15 protein-coding genes are annotated in these 20260 nt (G+C 62.7%); 5 read left to right on the top strand and 10 right to left on the bottom strand.

The window, feature by feature from the left end:
- Nucleotides 1-20: 20 nt before the first annotated feature.
- Nucleotides 21-1394 (top strand): oxygen-independent coproporphyrinogen III oxidase, encoded by a 1374-nt coding sequence (gene hemN / locus ACB032_RS19505; protein ID WP_371138591.1) that lies wholly within the window; start codon nt 21-23, stop codon nt 1392-1394.
- Between the two features lie 68 nt (nt 1395-1462).
- Here hemN and add read toward each other — a convergent pair whose 3' ends face one another.
- The 5 genes from add to glnA form a co-directional block, all read right to left on the bottom strand.
- Nucleotides 1463-2464, bottom strand: coding sequence for an adenosine deaminase (gene add / locus ACB032_RS19510; protein ID WP_045791089.1), 1002 nt, complete (start codon nt 2462-2464; stop codon nt 1463-1465).
- Between the two features lie 141 nt (nt 2465-2605).
- Nucleotides 2606-4024, bottom strand: a complete 1419-nt coding sequence (gene glnG / locus ACB032_RS19515) for a nitrogen regulation protein NR(I) (protein ID WP_010635441.1) — start codon at nt 4022-4024, stop codon at nt 2606-2608.
- A 9-nt stretch (nt 4025-4033) separates the two neighbouring features.
- On the bottom strand, nt 4034-5089 hold the full coding sequence (gene glnL, locus ACB032_RS19520; protein ID WP_011704282.1) for a nitrogen regulation protein NR(II): 1056 nt from the start codon (nt 5087-5089) through the stop codon (nt 4034-4036).
- A gap of 80 nt (nt 5090-5169) precedes the next feature.
- The gene (locus tag ACB032_RS19525; protein WP_024944671.1) at nt 5170-5751 is read right to left on the bottom strand and encodes a DUF4124 domain-containing protein; all 582 of its coding nucleotides are present in this window, start codon (nt 5749-5751) and stop codon (nt 5170-5172) included.
- 91 nt (nt 5752-5842) lie between these two features.
- Nucleotides 5843-7252, bottom strand: a complete 1410-nt coding sequence (gene glnA, locus ACB032_RS19530; protein ID WP_011704284.1) for a glutamate--ammonia ligase — start codon at nt 7250-7252, stop codon at nt 5843-5845.
- A gap of 351 nt (nt 7253-7603) precedes the next feature.
- On the opposite strand from glnA, the gene typA reads away from it, so the two are divergent.
- The 3 genes from typA (at nt 7604) to dtd (ending at nt 10978) form a co-directional block, all read left to right on the top strand.
- Nucleotides 7604-9415 carry a translational GTPase TypA gene (gene typA / locus ACB032_RS19535; protein WP_011704285.1) on the top strand — a complete coding sequence of 604 codons (1812 nt, stop codon included), beginning with the start codon at nt 7604-7606 and terminating at the stop codon, nt 9413-9415.
- 173 nt (nt 9416-9588) lie between these two features.
- Nucleotides 9589-10461 (top strand): virulence factor BrkB family protein, encoded by an 873-nt coding sequence (locus tag ACB032_RS19540; RefSeq protein ID WP_011704286.1) that lies wholly within the window; start codon nt 9589-9591, stop codon nt 10459-10461.
- A 79-nt stretch (nt 10462-10540) separates the two neighbouring features.
- The gene (dtd, locus tag ACB032_RS19545) at nt 10541-10978 is read left to right on the top strand and encodes a D-aminoacyl-tRNA deacylase (RefSeq protein WP_045790865.1); all 438 of its coding nucleotides are present in this window, start codon (nt 10541-10543) and stop codon (nt 10976-10978) included.
- Here the strand turns inward: dtd and ACB032_RS19550 are convergent.
- The gene (locus ACB032_RS19550) at nt 10967-11644 is read right to left on the bottom strand and encodes a spermidine synthase (RefSeq protein WP_044801139.1); all 678 of its coding nucleotides are present in this window, start codon (nt 11642-11644) and stop codon (nt 10967-10969) included. The two genes, dtd and ACB032_RS19550, sit on opposite strands and share 12 nt — an antisense overlap.
- A gap of 173 nt (nt 11645-11817) precedes the next feature.
- On the opposite strand from ACB032_RS19550, the gene ACB032_RS19555 reads away from it, so the two are divergent.
- Nucleotides 11818-12726 carry a YiiD C-terminal domain-containing protein gene (locus ACB032_RS19555; protein ID WP_371138592.1) on the top strand — a complete coding sequence of 303 codons (909 nt, stop codon included), beginning with the start codon at nt 11818-11820 and terminating at the stop codon, nt 12724-12726.
- 62 nt (nt 12727-12788) lie between these two features.
- Here the strand turns inward: ACB032_RS19555 and ACB032_RS19560 are convergent, their stop codons facing one another.
- The 4 genes from ACB032_RS19560 to gntU all read right to left on the bottom strand — a co-directional run bounded on the left by ACB032_RS19560 (nt 12789) and on the right by gntU (nt 20083).
- A complete protein-coding gene (locus ACB032_RS19560; protein WP_371138593.1) occupies nt 12789-14855 on the bottom strand; it encodes an AsmA-like C-terminal region-containing protein in 2067 nt (688 codons plus the stop codon).
- Between the two features lie 142 nt (nt 14856-14997).
- On the bottom strand, nt 14998-17067 hold the full coding sequence (gene recG, locus ACB032_RS19565) for an ATP-dependent DNA helicase RecG (protein ID WP_371138594.1): 2070 nt from the start codon (nt 17065-17067) through the stop codon (nt 14998-15000).
- Between the two features lie 179 nt (nt 17068-17246).
- Nucleotides 17247-18596 carry a CDP-diacylglycerol--serine O-phosphatidyltransferase gene (pssA, locus tag ACB032_RS19570; protein ID WP_371138595.1) on the bottom strand — a complete coding sequence of 450 codons (1350 nt, stop codon included), beginning with the start codon at nt 18594-18596 and terminating at the stop codon, nt 17247-17249.
- A gap of 146 nt (nt 18597-18742) precedes the next feature.
- A complete protein-coding gene (gntU, locus tag ACB032_RS19575; RefSeq protein WP_371138596.1) occupies nt 18743-20083 on the bottom strand; it encodes a gluconate transporter in 1341 nt (446 codons plus the stop codon).
- Nucleotides 20084-20260: the final 177 nt, after the last annotated feature.

A 20260-nucleotide genomic window follows, 5' to 3' on the forward strand; every position in this document is an offset into this window, starting at 1 on the left:
ACAAAAAAGAGGAAGCAAGCGTGCAAGCAGAACAGATTGTGTGGGATCAGGCCCTGATCGAGAAGTATAACTACAGCGGTCCGCGTTACACCTCCTATCCCACTGCGCTGGAGTTCAACGAGGGTTTCGGTTATCCGGACTTCGTCCAGGCCGCGAGCCAGTATCCGGCGCGCAACCTGTCGCTCTACGTACATATCCCCTTCTGTCACAAGCTCTGCTACTACTGCGGCTGCAACAAGGTGATCACCCGTCACCGCCACAAGGCCGATCAGTACCTCGATTTTCTCGAGCAGGAGATCAAGGCGCAGGCTCCGCTGTTCAAACAGCGGCTGGTGACCCAGTTGCACTGGGGCGGCGGCACGCCCACCTATCTGGATGAACCCCAGACTCGCCGGCTGATGGCCATGTTGCGTGAGCATTTCCACTTCGCCGAAGAGGGCGAAATCAGCATCGAGGTGGATCCGCGCGAGATCGAACTCTCCATGCTGGACGTGCTGCGGGAGATCGGCTTCAACCGCATCAGCCTCGGCGTGCAGGACTTCAACAAGGAGGTCCAGGTCGCGGTCAACCGCGAGCAGGACAACGACTTCATCCGCGCCATGCTGGAACGGGCCCGCGAACTGGGCTTTCGTTCCACCAACCTGGATCTCATCTACGGCCTGCCGCACCAGAACCGGGAGAGCTTCCATCACACCCTGGAAGAGGTGCTCAAGACCGACCCGGCCCGCCTCTCCATCTTCAACTATGCCCACCTGCCCAGCCGTTTTGCCGCTCAGCACAAGCTGAAAGAGGCGGACATGCCGGCGCCGCAGGAAAAACTGGCCATGCTGCAGGACACCATCGCCTTCCTGACCGGCCGTGGTTATCAGTTCATCGGCATGGATCACTTCGCCAAGCCGGACGACGAGCTGGCAGTAGCCCAGCGTGAGGGCAAGCTGCACCGCAACTTCCAGGGCTATACCACCCAGGGGGATTGCGATCTGCTGGGGCTGGGGGTCTCTTCCATCAGCATGATTGGCGATGCCTATTCCCAGAACCAGAAAGAGCTCAAGGCCTACTATGACCAGGTGGAAACGCTGGGGCATGCCCAATGGAAGGGGTGCTCTCTCAATCAGGACGACCTGATCCGCCGCGAGGTGATCAAGCGCCTCATCTGCGATTTTCGCCTGAACTTTGCCGCCGTCGAGCAGGCCCATGGCCTGGTGTTCAAGGAGTACTTTGCGGAGGATCTCAAGCTGCTGCAGACCTTCATCGATGACGGCCTGGTGCGGATGACCGAAGAGGGGCTGGAGGTGGTCTCCACCGGTCAGCTGCTGATCCGCAACATCTGCATGTGTTTCGATGTCTACCTGCGGAGCAAGGCGCGTCAGCAGCAGTTCTCCCGGGTGATCTAAGCCGGTCGATGCTGTTGGAAAATAAAAAAACCGCCGAGAGGCGGTTTTTTTATTGGGCTTGGCTGCACTCAGCGGCGGGCTGCACGGGCGCTCAGCTCGGCCTTTTCGGCCTCGCTCAGGAAGGCCAGGGTCAGGCCGTTCTGCTGGGCGGTGCGGATCTCGCTCACCGTCATGCCAGCAGCCGGGGCCGCTACCTCGTATTCGTGGGGCAGGTCGATGCCTTCCACCGCCGGGTCGTCGGTGTTGAGGCAAGCCAGCACGCCGGCGGCCAGGAACTGGCGGATCGGGTGTTCGGTCAGGCTCGCCACCGTGGTGGTCTGAACGTTGGAGGTGAGGCAGGACTCGATGCCGATGCGGTGCTCGGCCAGATAGGCCATCAGGGCCGGATCCTGAATGGCTTTGACGCCGTGGCCGATACGTTCGGCACCCAGCTCGCGAATGGCCTGCCACATGCTCTCGGGGCCGGCGGCTTCACCGGCGTGCACGGTGACGCGCATGCCCGCATCACGTACCCGGCGGAAGTGGTCGGTGAACAGCTCGCCCGGGAAGCCCAGCTCGTCGCCGGCCAGATCGATGGCGACCAGCCGATCACGATGGGCCAGACAGGCATCCAGCTCTTGTTTGCACTGCTCGGTGCCGAAGGTGCGGCTCATGATGCCGATCAGGTTGGTCTTGATGCCGAAGTCGCGGCTGCCGGCCGCCACGCCGTCGATGATGGCTTCGACCACGCCCTGTGGGTGCAGCTTGTGGGCCATCGCCATGTAGGCCGGGCTGAAACGCAGTTCGGCATAGTCGATACCGGCGCGCAGCAGATCTTCCACGTTTTCGTAGGCGACCCGGCGGCAGGCGTCGTAATCGGCCAGTACGGCCACGCCCCAGTCCAGCTTCTTGAGGAAGGCGACCAGGCTCGGTTCATTCTCGACGATCTGCACATGAGGGCGCAGCGCCTCCAGCTCGAAGGCGGGCAGTTGGATATTGTGCTGACGGCCCAGCTCGAGGATGGTCTGCGGGCGGATGTTGCCGTCCAGATGGCGGTGCAGGTCGGTCAGGGGAAGAGATCTGTCAATCATGATGGCGCCTTCTTCGAGTCGGGTGTGAAAGCCTGCCATTCTAGGCAGGGATCTCAAAAAAGATACCCCGTTTGAAATCAAACGGGGTCTTATTGGTCGGTGATTTGCCAAGGCGTGATGGGAATCGTTTTTCCCAAGGACTCAGGAGAGGTCGAGTTCCTTCAGCTTGCGGGTGAGGGTGTTGCGCCCCCAACCGAGCAGGCGGGCCGCCTCCTGTTTGTGACCATGGGTATGATCCAGCGCGGTTTCCAGCATGATCCGCTCGAACTGGGGCAGGGCATCGGCCAGGATATCGGTCTCCCCCAGCGCCAGCTTGGCGGCGACCCAGTCCTGCAACTGCTGCTGCCAGCCGCCGGACAGGGCCGGCTGACCCGGTTCGGCGGTGCTGGTGATGGGGGTGAGCAGCTCGGTGGGCAGATCGCTCACCAGCACCTCCTGGCCCGAGGCCATCACGGTAAGCCAGCGGCAGACGTTCTCCAGCTGGCGCACGTTGCCCGGCCAGGGCAGGCGGCTGATGTAGGCCTGGGTATCCGGATGCAGGCTCTTGGCCTCCACGTTCAGCTCCTTGGCGGCGCGCAGCAGGAAGTGCTGGGCCAGCTGGGGAATGTCCTCACGCCGCTCCTTGAGGGCGGGAATGTGGATCCGGATGACATTGAGGCGGTGGAACAGGTCTTCCCGAAACTCGCCGTCTGCCACCCGCTTCTCCAGATTCTGGTGGGTGGCGGCGATGATCCGCACATCCACCTGCACCGGCTGATGGCCGCCGACCCGGTAGAACTGGCCGTCGGCCAGTACCCGGAGCAGTCGGGTCTGCACATCCAGCGGCATGTCGCCGATTTCGTCGAGAAACAGGGTGCCGCCGTCGGCCTGTTCGAAGCGGCCGTGGCGAATGTTGTTGGCGCCAGTGAAGGCCCCTTTCTCATGGCCGAACAGTTCCGATTCGATGAGATCTTTCGGGATGGCGGCCATGTTGAGAGCGATGAAGTTCTTGTGGGCGCGCGGGCTGTGCTTGTGCAGGGCATGGGCGACCAGCTCCTTGCCGGTGCCGCTCTGGCCGTTGATCAGCACCGAGATGCTGGAGCGTGACAGCCGGCCGATGGCGCGGAACACCTCCTGCATGGCCGGTGCCTCGCCGATGATCTCCGGGCTGCTGGCCGGATCCTGCTGGCGTGCCTTGCGCTTGGTACGCTGCTCCTTGAGATGATTCTCGGCGCGGCGCACCAGGGTGACCGCCTCGTCGATGTCGAACGGCTTGGGCAGGTATTCGAAGGCGCCGCGCTGGTAGGCATTGACCGCGCTGTCGAGATCCGAGTGGGCGGTCATGATGATGATGGGCAGGTCGGCCTGGCGGCGATGGATCTGCTCAAGCAGGCTGAGGCCGTCGATGCCGGGCATGCGGATATCGGAGAGGATCACGTCTGGCGAGCGCATCTCCAGCGAGCTCAGCAGCGCCTCGCCATCGGCGAAGCTCTCGCACTCGAAACCTTCACTGCCGAGGGTGCGCTCCAGCACCCAGCGGATAGAACTGTCGTCATCGACGATCCACACTTTTGCTGTCATGACGTTCCCTTATTTGCGAAGCGGTAGAAAGATGGTGAATTCGGTGTGGCCGGGCCAGCTGATGCAGTCGATCCGCCCCTTGTGCTGGTCGATCAGGTTCTGGGCGATGGAGAGGCCGAGCCCGGTGCCCCCCTCCTTGCCGGTGATCATCGGATAGAAGAGGGTGTCGCGGATGGCATCCGGGATGCCGGGGCCGTTGTCGATGATCTTGATCTCGGCCGCCAGTCGGTAGCGCTGGCCATGGATGGTGATCTGGAAGGCCGTGCGGGTCTTGATGCGGATGAGGCCAGTCTGCTCGCCGATGGCCTCGGCGGCGTTGCGCACCATGTTGAGGAAGGCCTGTTGCAGCTGGTCCGGCTCCATCTCGAACTCTGGGATGCTGGGATCGTAATCCCGCTCGATGCGCACCGTCGGCGGCAGCTCCAGCTCTACCAGCCGACGCACCTGCTCCAGTACCGAGTGGACGTTGTGCATCTGGTGACGACCCGGGCGCTGGGGACCGAGCAACCGGTCGACCAGCACTCGCAGCCGATCGGCCTGTTCGATGATGATACCGGTGTATTCGCGCAGGGCGGGGTCGGGCAGCTCCTTTTGCAGCAGTTGGGCCGCGCCGCGCAGACCGCCGAGGGGATTCTTGATCTCGTGGGCCAGGCCGCGTACCAGCTCCTTGGCCGCCTGCTGCTGGGCATGCTGCTGCAGCTCCTGGCTGATCTTCTTCTGCTGGTCGATCTTGCGCAGCTCCACCACCATCAGCCGCTGCTCATGATCGGCCAGCGGGCTGACGCTCATCTCCACCAGTCTGGGCTCCCCTTCCACCACCAGGGTGACTTCGCTGTCGGTGAAGCCCTGCCCCGAGCTGAGGCACTGCTTTAGCCGCTGCAGATCGAGGGAGATGTGCTCCAGCAGGTGGGGCAGTTCGATACCGATCAGCCGGCGCTGACTGAGGGAGAGCAACTGCTCGGCGGCCGGGTTGACGAATTGTATGCAGAGCCGCTCATCCATCAGGATGACGGCGGTCAGCAAGTTATCGAGCAGTATCTTGGCTTGATCCGGGCGGGTTGGCACAGATTTCTCCCTAAAACGGTGCTATACACCAGCAATGCACCAATGTGGTGCATTTAGTCTACCCGTATCGAGGCACAGGATCACCCCTTGTTGTTGAGGGGGGTCACTTTGGGTGCAGGATCGATGCTGGCCCGGTGCAGGTAGAAGGTGACTGGCTTGGATTTAGCAAGGATCGTACCGTCTTTGGCGAGCAGCTCGAGCTGGGCCTCATGGGCACCGCGATCGAGGTTTTCGACCCGAATGGCGAGCGAGTTTTTAACGATGGGGGCAGCCTTGCCGTCCAGGGTCAGGCGCACATCGTACTGGGTCGGCGGTTGGGGGCTGATCTGACCCTGAAACACCACGTTGCCGGTGTTGTCGCGCAGGGTGCTGCCCTGTTCCGGGGAGAGCAGTTCGATCACCAGCTTGGCCGCTTCCTTCTCTTTCTTGGCGTCGACGCCGGTCAGGCTGTTGAAGTTGTCAACTTGCACCGAGCGGGGGGAACTGCCGATGAAGGGGGCGACGCGCAGATCGACCTCCTTGGCTTTCTGGCCGGGGGGAGGGGCATCCGTGTAGTGAACGACCCCCTGGCTGTCGGTCCAGGAGTATACCTTGGCAGCCTGGGCGCTGGTGGCGGCCAGCAGCAACAGGCTCAGCATCCATACTGGGTTGGCGTTTTTCATCCATCTCTCCTTGACGGGATTTTGCTTAATCCTATCAGAGAAAAAACCCGCCTGTCGGCGGGTTTGGTCAAGTTCTGAGCTGGGTTCCGGATTAAACGGAGTAGTACAGTTCGAACTCCAGCGGGTGCGGGGTCATGCGCACGCGGTCAACGTCCTGCTGCTTCAGCTCCAGGTAGGAGTTGATGAAGTCGTCGCTGAATACGCCGCCGCGGGTCAGGAACTCGCGATCCGCATCCAGCGCGGCCAGGGCTTCGTCCAGAGAGCCGGCCACGGTCGGCACTTCGGCTGCTTCTTCCGGCGGCAGGTCATACAAGTTCTTGTCCATGGCATCGCCCGGGTGGATCTTGTTGATGATGCCGTCCAGACCGGCCATCAGCTGGGCTGCGAAGGCCAGGTACGGGTTGGCAGCCGGATCCGGGAAGCGGACTTCGATGCGGCGAGCTTTCGGGCTCGGCACGACCGGGATACGGATGGAGGCAGAGCGGTTGCGGGCAGAGTAGGCCAGCATGACCGGTGCTTCATAACCCGGTACCAGACGCTTGTAAGAGTTGGTGGTCGGGTTGGCGAAGGCGTTGATGGCCTTGGCGTGCTTGATGATGCCGCCGATGTAGTGCAGCGCCATCTCGGACAGACCGCCGTACAGGTCGCCGGCGAACAGGTTGACGCCGTTCTTGGCCAGGGACTGGTGGCAGTGCATGCCGGAGCCGTTGTCACCGAACATGGGTTTCGGCATGAAGGTGACGGTCTTGTTGTAGGCGTGGGCCACGTTGTGGATCACGTACTTCAGCACCTGCACTTCATCCGCTTTCAGGGTGAGGGTGTTGAAACGGGTCGCGATCTCGTTCTGACCGGCAGTCGCCACTTCGTGGTGGTGAGCTTCAACGACCTGTCCCATCTCTTCCAGCACCAGACACATGGCGGCACGGATGTCCTGAGAGGAGTCAACCGGTGCAACCGGGAAGTAGCCACCCTTGACGAAAGGACGGTGACCCTTGTTGCCGTGCTCGTAATCGGTACCGGAGTTCCAGGCGGCTTCTTCGGATTCGATCTTCACGAAGCTGTGGCCCATGGTGTTCGAGAAGGTGATGTTGTCGAACATGAAGAATTCCGGCTCCGGCCCGAACAGCACGGTGTCGGCGATGCCGCTGGACTTCAGGAAGTCTTCGGCACGCTTGGCGATGGAGCGCGGATCGCGGTCGTAGCCCTGCATGGTGGCCGGTTCCAGCACGTCACAGACGATGTTCAGGGTGGTCTCTTCGGTGAACGGATCCAGTTTGGCGGAGGCCGCATCCGGCATCAGCACCATATCTGATTCGTTGATGCCCTTCCAGCCGCCGATGGAGGACCCATCGAACATCTTGCCGTCTTCGAAGAAATCTTCGTCAACCTGATGGGAAGGGATGGATACGTGCTGCTCTTTACCCTTGGTGTCGGTAAAGCGCAGGTCGACAAACTTGACTTCGTGTTCCTGGATCAGGGCCAAAACGTTCTGGGCTGACATGCTAAGTAACCTCCGGTGTTAAAACTCTTAGGGTGAATGCGTCATCACATTCACATAAGCCAGTATCGTGCCAAGTTTGTGACAGCTTGATTTCAGGGCATTTGGGGCGATAAGCCAGTCCTGAGACCCGCCATCTCAGCGCGTTACGCCTCAAAGTAGTGCATCCATGGATCGTTTTGGTGCACTAAAATGGTGCGCGTTATACGGTCAGCCCCCATCTAAGCAGGCTTTGATCGGAAGGTCTATGATCCTGATCCCCTGTTGTGCGCGAATGTACTGCAATTCTGCTAGGCAGATCACAAAGGCGAGAGTACAATTAGCGCCCAATTTTACCCGGTGATTGAGGCGAGAATGTTAGAGAATTTACGCAATATTGCGATTATTGCGCACGTTGACCACGGCAAAACGACTCTGGTTGATAAGCTGCTGCAGCAGTCCGGCACCCTGGACCGCTCCACGGAAGGCCAGGAACGGATCATGGACTCCAATGATCTGGAACGGGAACGTGGCATCACCATTCTCGCCAAGAACACTGCGATCCGCTGGAACGACTACCGCATCAACATCGTTGATACCCCGGGTCACGCCGACTTCGGTGGTGAGGTAGAGCGCGTACTGTCCATGGTTGACTCCGTGCTGCTGCTGGTTGACGCCGTTGACGGCCCGATGCCACAAACCCGTTTCGTGACCCAGAAAGCATTCGCCCAGGGTCTGAAGCCGATCGTGGTCATCAACAAGATCGACCGTCCGGGTGCTCGTCCTGATTGGGTAATGGATCAGGTATTCGATCTGTTCGACAACCTGGGTGCCACCGACGAACAGCTGGACTTCAAAGTTGTTTACGCCTCTGCACTGAACGGTTGGGCCACCATGGATCAGGACGTTGAGTCCGATAACATGGAACCGCTGTTCCAGGCCATCGTCGACAACGTGGAAGCGCCCAAGGCTGATGCCGACGGTGGTTTCCAGATGCAGATCTCCCAGCTGGACTACAACTCCTATGTTGGCGTCATCGGTATCGGCCGCATCACCCGTGGTCGCGTCAAGACCAACCAGCAGGTCACCATCGTTGGTGCCGACGGCAAGTCCCGTACCGGCAAGGTCGGTCAGGTGCTGGGTTATCTGGGTCTGTCCCGTACCGAAGTGGCCGATGCGCAAGCTGGCGACATCATCGCCATCACCGGTCTGGGCGAGCTGAAGATCTCCGACACCATCTGTGACAACGGCGCCGTTGAAGCGCTGCCGCCGCTCTCCGTTGACGAGCCGACCGTGAACATGACCTTCCAGGTCAACACTTCACCGTTCGCCGGCAAAGAGGGCAAGTTCGTGACCTCCCGCAACATCCTGGAGCGTCTGAACCAGGAGCTGGTCCACAACGTGGCCCTGCGCGTGGAAGAGACCGATGATCCGGACAAGTTCCGTGTCTCCGGCCGTGGTGAACTGCACCTGTCCATCCTGATCGAAAACATGCGTCGCGAAGGTTACGAGCTGGCGGTATCCCGTCCGGAAGTTATCCTGCGCACCGTAGACGGCGTTCTGCAAGAACCGTTCGAAACCGTAACTGTGGACGTGGAAGAAGCGCACCAGGGTTCCGTGATGGAGCAACTCGGCCTGCGTAAGGGCGAGATGACCAACATGACCCCGGATGGCAAAGGCCGTGTTCGCCTTGACTTCATGATCCCGAGCCGTGGCCTGATCGGCTTCCAGACCGAGTTCATGACCCTGACTTCCGGTACCGGTCTGCTGTACCACACCTTCGACCACTACGGTCCGCACAAGGGTGGCAGCATCGGCGAGCGTCAGAATGGCGTGCTGATCTCCAACGCTACCGGCAAGGCGCTGACCTATGCCCTGTTCGGTCTGCAAGACCGCGGTCGTCTGTTCATCGGTCACGCGACCGAAGTGTACGAAGGCCAGGTGATCGGTATTCACTCCCGTTCCAACGACCTGACTGTAAACTGCCTGAAGGGCAAGCAGCTGACCAACATGCGTGCCTCCGGTACCGACGAAGCCCAGGTGCTGACTCCGCCGATCCGCATGTCGCTGGAACAGGCTCTGGAGTTCATCGACAACGACGAACTGGTTGAAGTCACTCCGAAGAGCATCCGTATCCGCAAGAAACTGCTGACCGAGATGGATCGCAAGCGCGCCGGTCGTGCTTGATATCTGTTCATCGACAGACAGAGAGAGGCCTTCGGGCCTCTTTTTTTATGCCTGCTCGTTGCGGGCAGGCGGTTGCAGGTGCCGGTGCGAGTCGCACCCGGCCGGCCCATGGGTGGTCAAATGACCATGCTATCTGACACAATGTCTGCACTATGAAGACGTTGGGAGCGACAATGCAGCAGAAATTCGGCGGCCGTCTTGGCCATGCCCTCTCTTTTTTACGCCACGATGGTGGCCACTTCGCCCAGTTCGTCTGGGGCCGTTTCCAGCAGGACAGGCTGACGGTCACCGCCGGTTATCTGGCCTATGTGACCCTGCTCTCCCTGGTGCCCATGATCGCCGTAGTATTCGGCATGATGTCGGCCTTTCCGGTGTTCCAGAGTCTGAAGCAGGCGATGGAGCAGTTCGTCTATCACAACTTCGTGCCGACCGCCGGCGAGATGCTCAAGGAGTACATCGACGGCTTCGTGGCCAACGCCACCAACACCACGGCAGTCGGCATCGGCGCCCTGATCGTGGTGGCGCTGATGTTGATCTCGGCTATCGACAAGAACCTCAACTACATCTGGCGCTCCACCCAGAGCCGGCCGCTGGCCCAGGCATTCGCCATGTACTGGATGATCCTGACGCTGGGCCCGGTGCTCATCGGAGCCAGCATCGCCATCTCCTCCTACATTTTCTCGCTGCGGCTGTTCGGGGCCGAGAGCCTGTTCGGCATCGGCTATCTGTTGCTGCGCGGCCTGCCGTTCCTGTTCTCGGTGCTCACCTTCCTGCTGGTCTATACCGTGGTGCCCAACTGCAAGGTGCGGCTGATGCACGCCTTCATCGGTGCTCTGGTGGCGGCCACCCTGTTCGAGCTGGCCAAGCGCGGTTTTGCCATCTACATCACCAACTTCCCCTCCTATCAGGCTATCTATGGCGCGCTGGCGACCATCCCCATCCTGTTTGTATGGGTCTACCTGAGCTGGTTGGTGGTCTTGCTTGGCGCGGAAACCACCGCCTGCCTCGGTGAATATGAGCGACCGGGTGCCGATGAGTTGGCCTGATCCGGTCCCTTGCTGTTAGCATCGACGACCGCTCCCATCAGCAGATGGGGCGGTCGTTTCGTTTTGAGAGGAGAGGGATGTGATTGCACTGATTCAGCGGGTCAGCGAGGCCAGCGTAACGGTAGAGGGTGAGGTGACCGGGGCCATCGGCCAGGGTCTGCTGGTGCTGCTCGGGGTGGAGCAGGGGGATGACGAGGCCAAGGCCGACAAGCTGCTGCACAAGGTGAGCGGTTACCGCATCTTCTCCGACGAGAATGGCAAGATGAACCTCAACGTAAGCCAGGCCGGCGGCGGCCTGCTGGTGGTCTCCCAGTTCACCCTGGCGGCGGATACCAACAAGGGGATGAGGCCCAGCTTCTCCGGCGGCGCCCATCCGGTCGAGGCCGAGCGGTTGTACGACTACTTCGTGGCGCAGGCCGCTGCCAGCGGCATCCCGACCGCCACCGGCCGCTTCGCGGCCGACATGAAGGTGGCGCTGGTCAATGACGGTCCGGTCACCTTCTGGCTACAGGTCTGACGCCAGCTCGTAGCGGGGGGCCGTGTGCAGCAGGACGTTGCGCAGCCCCGGCACCGGGTAGGGGGTGGTGGGGCCGACCCACTGCTCCAGCAGCATCAGCACCCGGGTCAGCTCGAGGCGGGTGCGCGGCAGCAGGTTGATGATGAGCTCGCCGTTCAGGCGGGGGGCCAGCGCCTGATAGATCCGCTCCTGGAACAGCAGCGGCGGATTGCCGTCCTGGCTGAACAGGTCGAGCAGAATGAGGTCGTACTGCGCCTCGCTCTGCTCCAGAAAGGCGAGGGCATCGGCCTGGTGCAGGGTCGGTGTACGCTGCGGGTGGTGGTCGGGCTGAAAGAACAGCTGATAGAGGGTGATCACCTCTTCGTCGAGGTCGACGCACTCGTGACGGGCATCGGGCCAGCGCTGGTGCAGATGGCGGGTGAGATCGCCGCCCCCCAGCCCCAGCTCGAGGATGCTGCCGGCCTGCTCGGGCAGCAGACAGGCGATCACCTGCTGGTGCGGCAGGCAGAGGGTGGCGGGTTCGGCCAGGGACATGGCCGACTGCACCACGCCGTCGATCTCCAGCCAGCGATGATGGGCATTTTCCTGCACGGTGAGCCGGCGCTGGGGCTTGGCGCTGAGGTGCAATAAGTGGTCGGCTTGGTACGCTTGCAGATTGAAGTCCATGAATTTGCACGGCAAGATGGTTTTCGACCAGTGTAACTCAAGGATGGAACTATGTACCGGGTGGTCACCCCCCAGACGGCAGCCGAACCGGATGCCCATTATCCGTTGAGCTGGGAGGCATGGGTGCGCAAGCCCTTCCGTCTGTCCGTCGGCGCTAACTCAAGGAGCGTTTTATGTACCGGGTAGTCACTCCTCAAACGGCAGCCGAGCTGGACGCTTACTACCAGTTGCGCTGGGAACTACTGCGTAAACCCTTCAATCTGCCCGTCGGTTCCGAGCGGGATGAATACGATACCGTCGCCATTCACCGGCTGATGCTGGCCCCCGACGGGACGCCCATCGCGGTGGGGCGGCTGTTTGTCGGCGGTGACGAGGCCCAGATCCGCTTCATGGCGCTGCGCCCCGAATTTCGTGGTCAGGGGCTGGGTGCCCGCATGGTGGAAGATCTCGAACAGCTGGCCCGCAGCGAGAAGGTGAAGCGGCTGGTGATGAATGCGCGCCAGGAGGCGGTGGAGTTCTACCGCAAGTGCGGCTTTCTCGAGGTGGGGGAAGGCCCCGTCTCCTTCGGCCGCATCCCGCACCGCCAGATGATCAAGTCCCTGAGCCCGCTACAGACCATCCAGTACCGGCCGGAGTGGTGCCAGGACCTTACCACCCGCTGGTCGCGCGGCATTCCCATCAGCGAGAAGATGGGGGTGCACATCACCCACTACGACGGCCAGACCTTCCACCTCAAGGCCAATCTGGCGGCCAATCTCAACGTGCACGACACCATGTTCGCCGGCAGCATCTACAGCCAGTGCGTGCTGGCGGGCTGGGGCCTGATCTGGCTGCAGCTCAAGGAGGCGGGGCTGGTGGGGGATACCGTTCTGGCGGAGGGCAACATCAAGTACTACCGGCCGGTCAAGGAGGAGCCGGAGGCGCGGGTGGCGCGCGAAGGCATGCCTGCCGTGCTCGAGCCGCTCAAGGGCGGTGAATCCGCCAAGTTCAGCCTCAAGATCAAGCTGTTCAGCGGCGACAAGCTGGCGGCCGAGTTCCTCGGTCACTACGTGGTGCAGCCGGTGAAGCGGCCGGGCCAGTAGCCCCGCGCGGGATCCCATCAAGCAACAAGGCCTCATCACGAGGCCTTGTTGCTTTCTGTCGACTAGCCATTGGCCGCCTGCGCGGCCGGGGCCTTCGGCGCCGGTCGCCAGAGCGGGCTGCTGTTGCCCTGGGGCGGGTAGCGCACGCCGGTTTCCCAGCCACAGCCGTCCGGTTTTTGCTGGAAGCCCCAGCTGAGGGTCGGCTCGGCGAGCTTCCCGCGCCACTGGCCGAGCAGCTCGGCGCAGTGCTGGCCGTTGAGGACGCCCAAATCCAGCTGCCACTGCTCATTGACCAGATCGACGCTGCCCTGCACCCCCAGCAGGTGGGTGATGGTGGAAGCGCCGGCCTGTTCGATCTTCAGCTGGCCCTGCGCTACCTTGCCCTGCAGCTTGATGCGATAGAAGGGGGTGTCACCCTCCTGCATCGCCTGCCAGAGCTCGGTCGGGCTGAGGGTTGGTGCCGCCGCCTGCTTGAACCACTGATCCAGTAGCGGATCTATCTTCACCTTGTCCCAGAACGGCTCGGTGGCATCAAGCGCAATGTTCCCCTGCAGGGAGCTGCGCCAGGCGCCCGGGGTGCCGCCGTGCAGCGCCTGCAGATCGGCGCTCAGATCCATCTTGCCGGCGAAGGAGACGGGGGAGTGGAGGATCTTGCCCCACTGCACCAGATCCAGTTTCTCGCCCTTGAGCTGCAACCGGCTGGTCTGGCCCGGCTCACGTCCCCACTGGCCGCTCAGGCTGAGGCTGCCCTCATCCGGCAGCGAGCTGGTGAGCTTGTTGAGCTGCCAGGAGCCGGCTGTCAGCTCGCCATCCAGCTCGCCGTTGCGGGCGCTGAGGCCGTCCCACACCAGTTCGAACCAGGCGCTCTCGAGGCGGGCCCGGCCCAGCAGCGGCCCCGGCTGGTTGCTACGCAGGCTGAGATCGGTGAGATAGAACTGCCAGCCGGTCAGCGACAGGGGCAGGGTATCGTCGAAGGAGAGCACCTTGAGCTTGTCGAAGGCCAGCTTGCGGATGTCGATCTGTTGCGGTCGCCAGCGCTGCCAATCCTGCCACCACCCTTCCGGCAAGCTGATGTCCATGCCGCTCAGCGCCATGTCCTTGAGGGTCAGCTTCTGCTGCAGGGGATCGAGGGAGAGCTCCAGATTGAACTCCCCTTCATAGGCCTTGCCCTGCAACTCGGCATCCAGCTGCTGGGGCGAGAAGGCGACCTTGCCCTGGATGGATTCCAGCTGGAACAGGCCACGGCCGAGATCGCCGAGGGTCCCTGAGAAGTAGCCGCTGGGCGTGCTGCCGGCCTGCCAGTTGAAGGCGGTCAGCTGGCCGTTGAGGTTGTTGAGGGCCAGCTCCTGCTCGATGTCGTTGAAGCTGAGATCCCGGATCTGGCCGAGATCCAGGCTGACCTGGCGCAGGGGGGATTCGGCTTTGGCAAGGGTGCCCCACTCGATGCGCATGCCCTGGGTCTTGAGGTTGTTCAGCCGCAGGCTGCGGGCGGGCCAGTCGAGCACCATGCCGGTCTCGAGCAGACCGTCGAACAGGTTGGCGGTCAGCTTGTCGGTGCTCAGCACCTGACCTTCCAGCCGGCCGGCCAGGTTGAGGCGGGAGAGGGCCCAGGCCGGGGTCGCCAGCTCATTTATGTTGAGGGTCAGGTTGGCCTGGGGCGGGCGCACCGGATTGAGCAGCTGCCAGTCGCTCAGGGTGGCGTTGAGACCGCGCAGGGTCAGCCCGTCGCTCTCCAGGCTGAGCCGGTCGATGGTGCTGTCGGCGATGGTGAGGGAGTGCACCGGCAGGCTCGGCAGCTGGTTGGGCAGCGGCAGCTTGATGGCCGGGCGGATGAGATCGAGATGGGCGATGCGCACATCGCGGCTCAGCCAGTCGATGCTCTCTATCTCGAGATAGATCTTGTCGAGGGTCACGGCGTTGCCGTAACTCACCTGCTCTGCCAGCAGGGTGTAGGGGTGAAGCGGGTTGAACACCAGCCGGCCTATGGTGACAGGCACGCCGGTCTGCTGGCTGAGCCAGCCGGCGATGGGCCCCTTGGCGCGCTCGGCGTCGAACAGGCCGAGCCCGACCCAGACAAAGAGCAACAGGAAGGCAAGGGTGTAGAGCAGGCCGCGCAGCCAGGAATTCATCAGTGCTTTCCTCCTGTTTCTGTTGCTTGGTCAGGCATTGGAGTAGTGGTCCCGCAGGCCGAGCCAGCGTCGTATCAAGGGTTCGACATGGCTCGGGTGGCGGTCCATCAGGCAATGTGACCATCTTATGCATCTGCCTTGGTCAAGCATTGGAATAGTGATCCCGCAGACCGAGCCAGCGCCGTATCAAGGGCTCGACATGGCTTGGATGGCGGTCCATCAAGAAGCGCGCCATCTTCTGCACCTGCGGGATGAGCGATTGGTCGCGTACCAGATCGGCGATCTTGAGATCGGCCAGGCCGGTCTGGCGGGTGCCGAGCAGCTCGCCCGGGCCGCGCAGCTCCAGATCCCGCTGGGCGATGAGGAAGCCGTCGTTGGTTTCCCGCAACACCCCGAGCCGGCTCTGGGCCGTCTTGGACAAGGGGGCATGATAGAGCAGCACGCAGTGGGAGGCCACCGAGCCACGCCCGACCCGGCCGCGCAGCTGGTGCAGCTGCGCCAGCCCCAGTCGCTCCGGGTTCTCGATGATCATCAGGCTGGCGTTGGGCACGTCCACCCCCACCTCAATGACGGTGGTGGCGACCAGCAGTTGCAGTATGCCCGCCTTGAACTCTTCCATCACCCGCTGTTTCTCGACCGGCCGCATCCGGCCGTGTACCAGCCCGATGTGTAGGCCGGGCAGCAGGTTCTGCAGCTCGGCGGCGGTGTCCTCGGCGGCCTGGCACTCCAGTACCTCCGACTCCTCGATCAGGGTGCAGACCCAGTAGGCCTGCTTGCCCTCCTCGCAGGCCAGTCTAACCCGTTCGATCACGTCCTGGCGGCGGCTGTCGGGCAGCGCCACCGTGGTGATGGGGGTGCGGCCCGGCGGCAGCTCGTCGATGATAGAGGTGTCGAGGTCGGCATAGGCGGTCATCGCCAGGGTGCGGGGGATGGGGGTAGCGGTCATGATCAGCTGATGGGGATGTACCCCTTCCCGCTCCCCTTTTTCCCGCAGGGCGAGCCGTTGATGCACGCCGAATCTGTGCTGTTCGTCGATGATGACCAGGGCGAGGCGCTGGAACACCACCTGCTCCTGGAAGATGGCGTGGGTACCTACCACCATCTTGACGCTGCCATCGGCGATGGCGGCCAGCGCTTCTTCTCGCGCCTTGCCCTTCTGCTTGCCCGCCAGCCAGCCGACCCCGATACCGAGCGGTTCCAGCCACTTGGCGAAGTTGATGGCGTGCTGCTCGGCCAGCAGCTCGGTCGGCGCCATCAGCCCCACCTGGCAGCCGTTGCCGATGGCCTGCAGGGCGGCCAGCGCCGCGACCAGCGTTTTACCTGAGCCCACGTCCCCCTGCACCAGCCGCATCATGGGGTGGCTCTGTTGCAGATCCCGGCCGATCTCCGCCACCACCCGGCTCTGGGCGCCGGTGGGGGTGAACGGCAGGGCGCCGAGCAGCTGTTCGACCAGCGCAGGTGCCGGTTTGAGGGCGCGAGCCAGCTGGGTTTGTGCCTGGGCCCGCACCTTCAAGACCGAGAGGTTGTGGGCCAGCAGCTCTTCCAGCACCAGCCGCTGCTGGGCCGGGTGCTGGCCGCTCTCGAGCAGGGCCAGCGCCACCGAGGGGGGCGGACGGTGCAGCAGCTTCAGGGCAGCGGCCAGATCGATCTGCTGGGGATAGAGGCCGGCGGGCAGCAGCTCCTCCACGCCGTAGAGGTCGAGCTGGGCCAGCGCCTGATCGGTGAGGCTGCGCAGGGTGAGCTGGCGCAGCCCTTCGGTGGTCGGGTAGACGGGGGTGAGCACCTCTTCGGTCTGGCCGGCCTGCTCCTCGCCGAGCAGCTTGTACTCGGGGTGGGCCATCTCCAGCCCGTACTTGCCGGGGCGCACCTCGCCGAAGCAGCGCATCAGCCGGCCCGGGCTCAGGCTGTTCTTCTGGGCAGCGGTGAAGTTGAAGAAGCGCAGGGTGAGGGTGCCGGTGCCGTCGCTGATGCGGCAGACCAGCATGCGGCGACGCCCCATCACCAGCTGAGTGTCCTGGATCTCCCCCTCGACGGCGCCGTGCAGGCCGGGCGGCAGATCGCCGATGGGCCACACCTGGGTGCGGTCCTCGTAGCGCAGGGGGAGGTGGAACAGCAGATCCTGCACCGTGGCCAGCCCCAGCCGCTCGAGCTTTTCCTGCATCTTGCTGCCGACGCCCTTGAGGCTGTCGAGGGAGATTTTATCCAATTTCATCAATTAGATGCCCGAAAACACTGTAAATATGTCCAGATGATAGGGTTTATTGCTGTCTCGACGCAAGCCGCGTCGTGCGGTTGGGGCTCAGCTGGTGGGGAGCTGAGCCCACAATGACAAGGGCCTGCCGATGTGCGGCAGGCCCTTGTGGGGATCCCTGAGGGTGCGATGCGTCCCGGTCAGATGATGCGCTTGAGCAGGATGTGGGCTTTGACCCTGTGGATCCGGGCCAGCAGCTTGCGTACCTGATCCGGGTAGTCCTGGATCTGCTCGATCTGATCGAAGTGGCTGATGCGCTTGGTGTTGGCCAGGATGTTCTCGCGCTCGGCGTTGAACTGGGGCCGCAGCAGGTGACGACGATCGTAGACCAGCAGGCCGTTCTCCAGATCCAGCGCCCAGGCGCGGGGATTGAGGTTGTTGCCGGTGAGCAGGGCCCACTCGTCATCCACGAAAATCCCCTTGAGGTGGTAGGAGTTGCGCTCGCAGCACCAGAGCATCAGGTTGAGACGGCCGGCATCGATGTGATGCTGGTTGCGCTCGGCGAACTTGCGCAGGTTGGTCTCATACAGATAGGGCAGACCGCCAATGGTGGAGAATTTCTCCTCCGGCGGAATGAAGAAGTCGTTGGCGGTCTTGTCGCCCACCACGATGGTCACCTTGCAGCCGCGCTTGAGCAGGGCCTCGATATCCTTGTTCAACTCCTTGGGCGGGTTGAAGTAGGGGGTGCAGATGAAGATCTCCCGCTCGGTGGCCCGCACCAGGGTACGGATCATCTTGTTGAGCTGGTTGCCGCGCTTGCCCAGGCCGCTCATCGGGGTGATGGCCACCTCCTGGCTGTTGACCGGCATGGTGTCGAAGCGGTACTGGCCGAGGCGCAGGTTGTGCTTGAAGCGGCGGATCGGCCCCTTCAGCTGCTTGGCGCTGGGGATGTCGGTGCGATCCAGCCGCTGCACTGCCTCGCTGCGCAGGAACAGGTCATCCACGTAGTTGACCATGCTGCGGGTCAGCTCCGGGCTGGTGATCTGGTGATAGCGGTCGAAACGGTAGCGATCCTGCTGGTGCAGGTAGATGTCGTTGAGGCTGGCACCGGAGTAGAGCAGGATGTCATCGAAGATGAAGCCCTTGAGGTGCAGCACCCCGAGCAGTTCACGCCCCTTCACCGGCACGCCGTAGATGGCGATCTGGTGCTCGTGGCGAGCGGCCATCTCCTGATACATCAGGTGGTTGCCGCCTTGCTTGCCCTTGCCGATCAGGCCGCGCTGGGCACGGTGGAAGTCGACGAACACCTTGACGTCGAGGGCCGGGTTGCGCTGCTTGGCGGCGTAGAGGGCGGAGAGGATCTCCCGTCCCGCCTCGTCATCCTGCAGATAGAGCGCCACCAGATAGATGCGCTGACGCGCGCTGGCGATGAGCGAAAGGATCCGGCTCTTGAAGTCCTTGGCGCTGTTGAGCACTTCAAACTGGTCTGCGGCGACGGCGATCTGGGGCAGGCGCGCCAGCAGCTGTCGATAATGTGCCGATGAATGCATAGAGAAACCTGAAATCACTGCGTTAAGCGTTCCACTCGGAGCGATGGATAGGCGATTCTAGCAATCTCGCCCTGTTAGCCAAAGAAAGAATCGTCATAAAGATGAAAAAGGCCTCACATTGGAGGCCTTTTTCCGCACGGTTGCGATCAGAGGAAGCTGTAGATGATCATCGCCATCACGCCGCCGGTGGTGCCGATGATGGTCTCCATCACGGTCCAGGTCTGCAGGGTCTGCTTCTCGGTGAGGCCGAGGTAGCGGTTGGCCAGCCAGAAGCCGGAGTCATTGACGTGGGAGAGCACGATGGCCCCGCCGCCGATGGCGATGGTGACCGCCGCCAGCTGGGCGCCGTTCAGGCCGAGCGGCTCCAGTATCGGCAGCACCAGACCGCAGGCAGTCAGCATGGCGACGGTGGCGGAACCCTGAATGACCCGCACCGCGGCCGCCAGAATGAAGGCCAGCGCGACGATGGGCAGGCCGGAGTCCGCCAGCATGTTGCCAAGAGCGGCACCCACGCCGGAATCCACCAGGATCTGCTTGAACACGCCACCGGCACCGGTCACCAGGATGATGACGCCGGCCGGCTGGATGGCGCTGTTGCAGACGTTCATCACCTCGTCACGGGACATGCCGCGACGGATCCCCAGCAGGTAGAAGGCGGCCAGACAGGCGACCATGATGGCGGTGAAGGGGTGGCCGATGAACTCCAGCCAGCCGTGCAGGGGCGTGCCGGCCTCGACGAAGCGGCCGACGATGGTCTTGAGACCGATCAGCAGCAGCGGCAGACCGATGAGGCCCATGGCCAGCCCGAAGGAGGGCAGGTTCTGGCCGTCGTCGTGGGCGCTGCTCTGGGCGTCGGCCGGCAGCGGCACATCCACCACCTTGCTGATCAGCTCGCCAAACAGCGGGCCGGCCAGGATCAGGGCCGGAACGGCGGCGATCAGGCCGAACAGGATCATGTAGCCGAAGTCGGCACCCAGCTGGGATGCCACCAGAATGGGGCCCGGCGCCGGGATCAGGAAGGCCTGGCAGGTGGCGATGCCCGCCAGCAGGGCGATGCCGATCTTCACCACGCTGCCGCCGCCACGGCGGACGATGGCGAAGGCGACGCCGATCAGCAGCACCACGGCCACGTCGAAGAACAGCGGCAGTGCGCAGACGAAGCCGGTCAGCGCCATGGCCCAGTTGGCGCGCTTGACGCCGAACTTGCCGAGCAGGGTGTGGGCCACCCGGTCGAGGGCGCCGGTGACTTCCATCACCTTGCCGAACATGGCGCCCAGTGCCACCACCACGGCGACGAAGCCGAGGGTGCCGCCCATCCCTTTCTGGATGGTGGCGGCGATGTCGGCCGGGTTCATGCCGGCGGCGAGCCCCGCCACCATGGAGACCAGGATGAGCGAGACGACCGCGTGCAGGCGGGCCTTCATCACCAGAAAGAGCAGCAGCACGATGGAGCCGGCGGCCGTCATGATCAGGGAGAGGTCAGACATTGTTGTGCATTCCTTGTTCCAAGTTCAGTGTCGACACCCTGCCGATCCATCGGCAGACCATATCTTTATGATTTATTTAGATTTATGGCCAGGGCTCAAACTCGATTGCCCAGGTGACTATGAGTGCGCTCAGTCTGTGGCAGACTTCACAATTCTTGTTGTTACCGGTAACATGTT

It is taken from the genome of Aeromonas sp. S5(2024) (genome assembly GCF_041403025.1).
In the GTDB taxonomy this organism is placed as follows: domain Bacteria; phylum Pseudomonadota; class Gammaproteobacteria; order Enterobacterales; family Aeromonadaceae; genus Aeromonas; species Aeromonas hydrophila.

Coding starts and splice junctions, on each gene's coding strand:
- ACB032_RS19540 (WP_011704286.1), top strand. CDS start 9,589: ATGCAGCAGAAATTCGGCGGCCGTCTTGGCCATGCCCTCTCTTTTTTA.
- ACB032_RS19525 (WP_024944671.1), bottom strand. CDS start 5,751: ATGAAAAACGCCAACCCAGTATGGATGCTGAGCCTGTTGCTGCTGGCC.
- typA (WP_011704285.1), top strand. CDS start 7,604: ATGTTAGAGAATTTACGCAATATTGCGATTATTGCGCACGTTGACCAC.
- pssA (WP_371138595.1), bottom strand. CDS start 18,596: ATGCATTCATCGGCACATTATCGACAGCTGCTGGCGCGCCTGCCCCAG.
- ACB032_RS19555 (WP_371138592.1), top strand. CDS start 11,818: ATGTACCGGGTAGTCACTCCTCAAACGGCAGCCGAGCTGGACGCTTAC.
- ACB032_RS19550 (WP_044801139.1), bottom strand. CDS start 11,644: ATGGACTTCAATCTGCAAGCGTACCAAGCCGACCACTTATTGCACCTC.
- ACB032_RS19560 (WP_371138593.1), bottom strand. CDS start 14,855: ATGAATTCCTGGCTGCGCGGCCTGCTCTACACCCTTGCCTTCCTGTTG.
- recG (WP_371138594.1), bottom strand. CDS start 17,067: ATGAAATTGGATAAAATCTCCCTCGACAGCCTCAAGGGCGTCGGCAGC.
- gntU (WP_371138596.1), bottom strand. CDS start 20,083: ATGTCTGACCTCTCCCTGATCATGACGGCCGCCGGCTCCATCGTGCTG.
- glnG (WP_010635441.1), bottom strand. CDS start 4,024: ATGACAGCAAAAGTGTGGATCGTCGATGACGACAGTTCTATCCGCTGG.
- glnA (WP_011704284.1), bottom strand. CDS start 7,252: ATGTCAGCCCAGAACGTTTTGGCCCTGATCCAGGAACACGAAGTCAAG.
- add (WP_045791089.1), bottom strand. CDS start 2,464: ATGATTGACAGATCTCTTCCCCTGACCGACCTGCACCGCCATCTGGAC.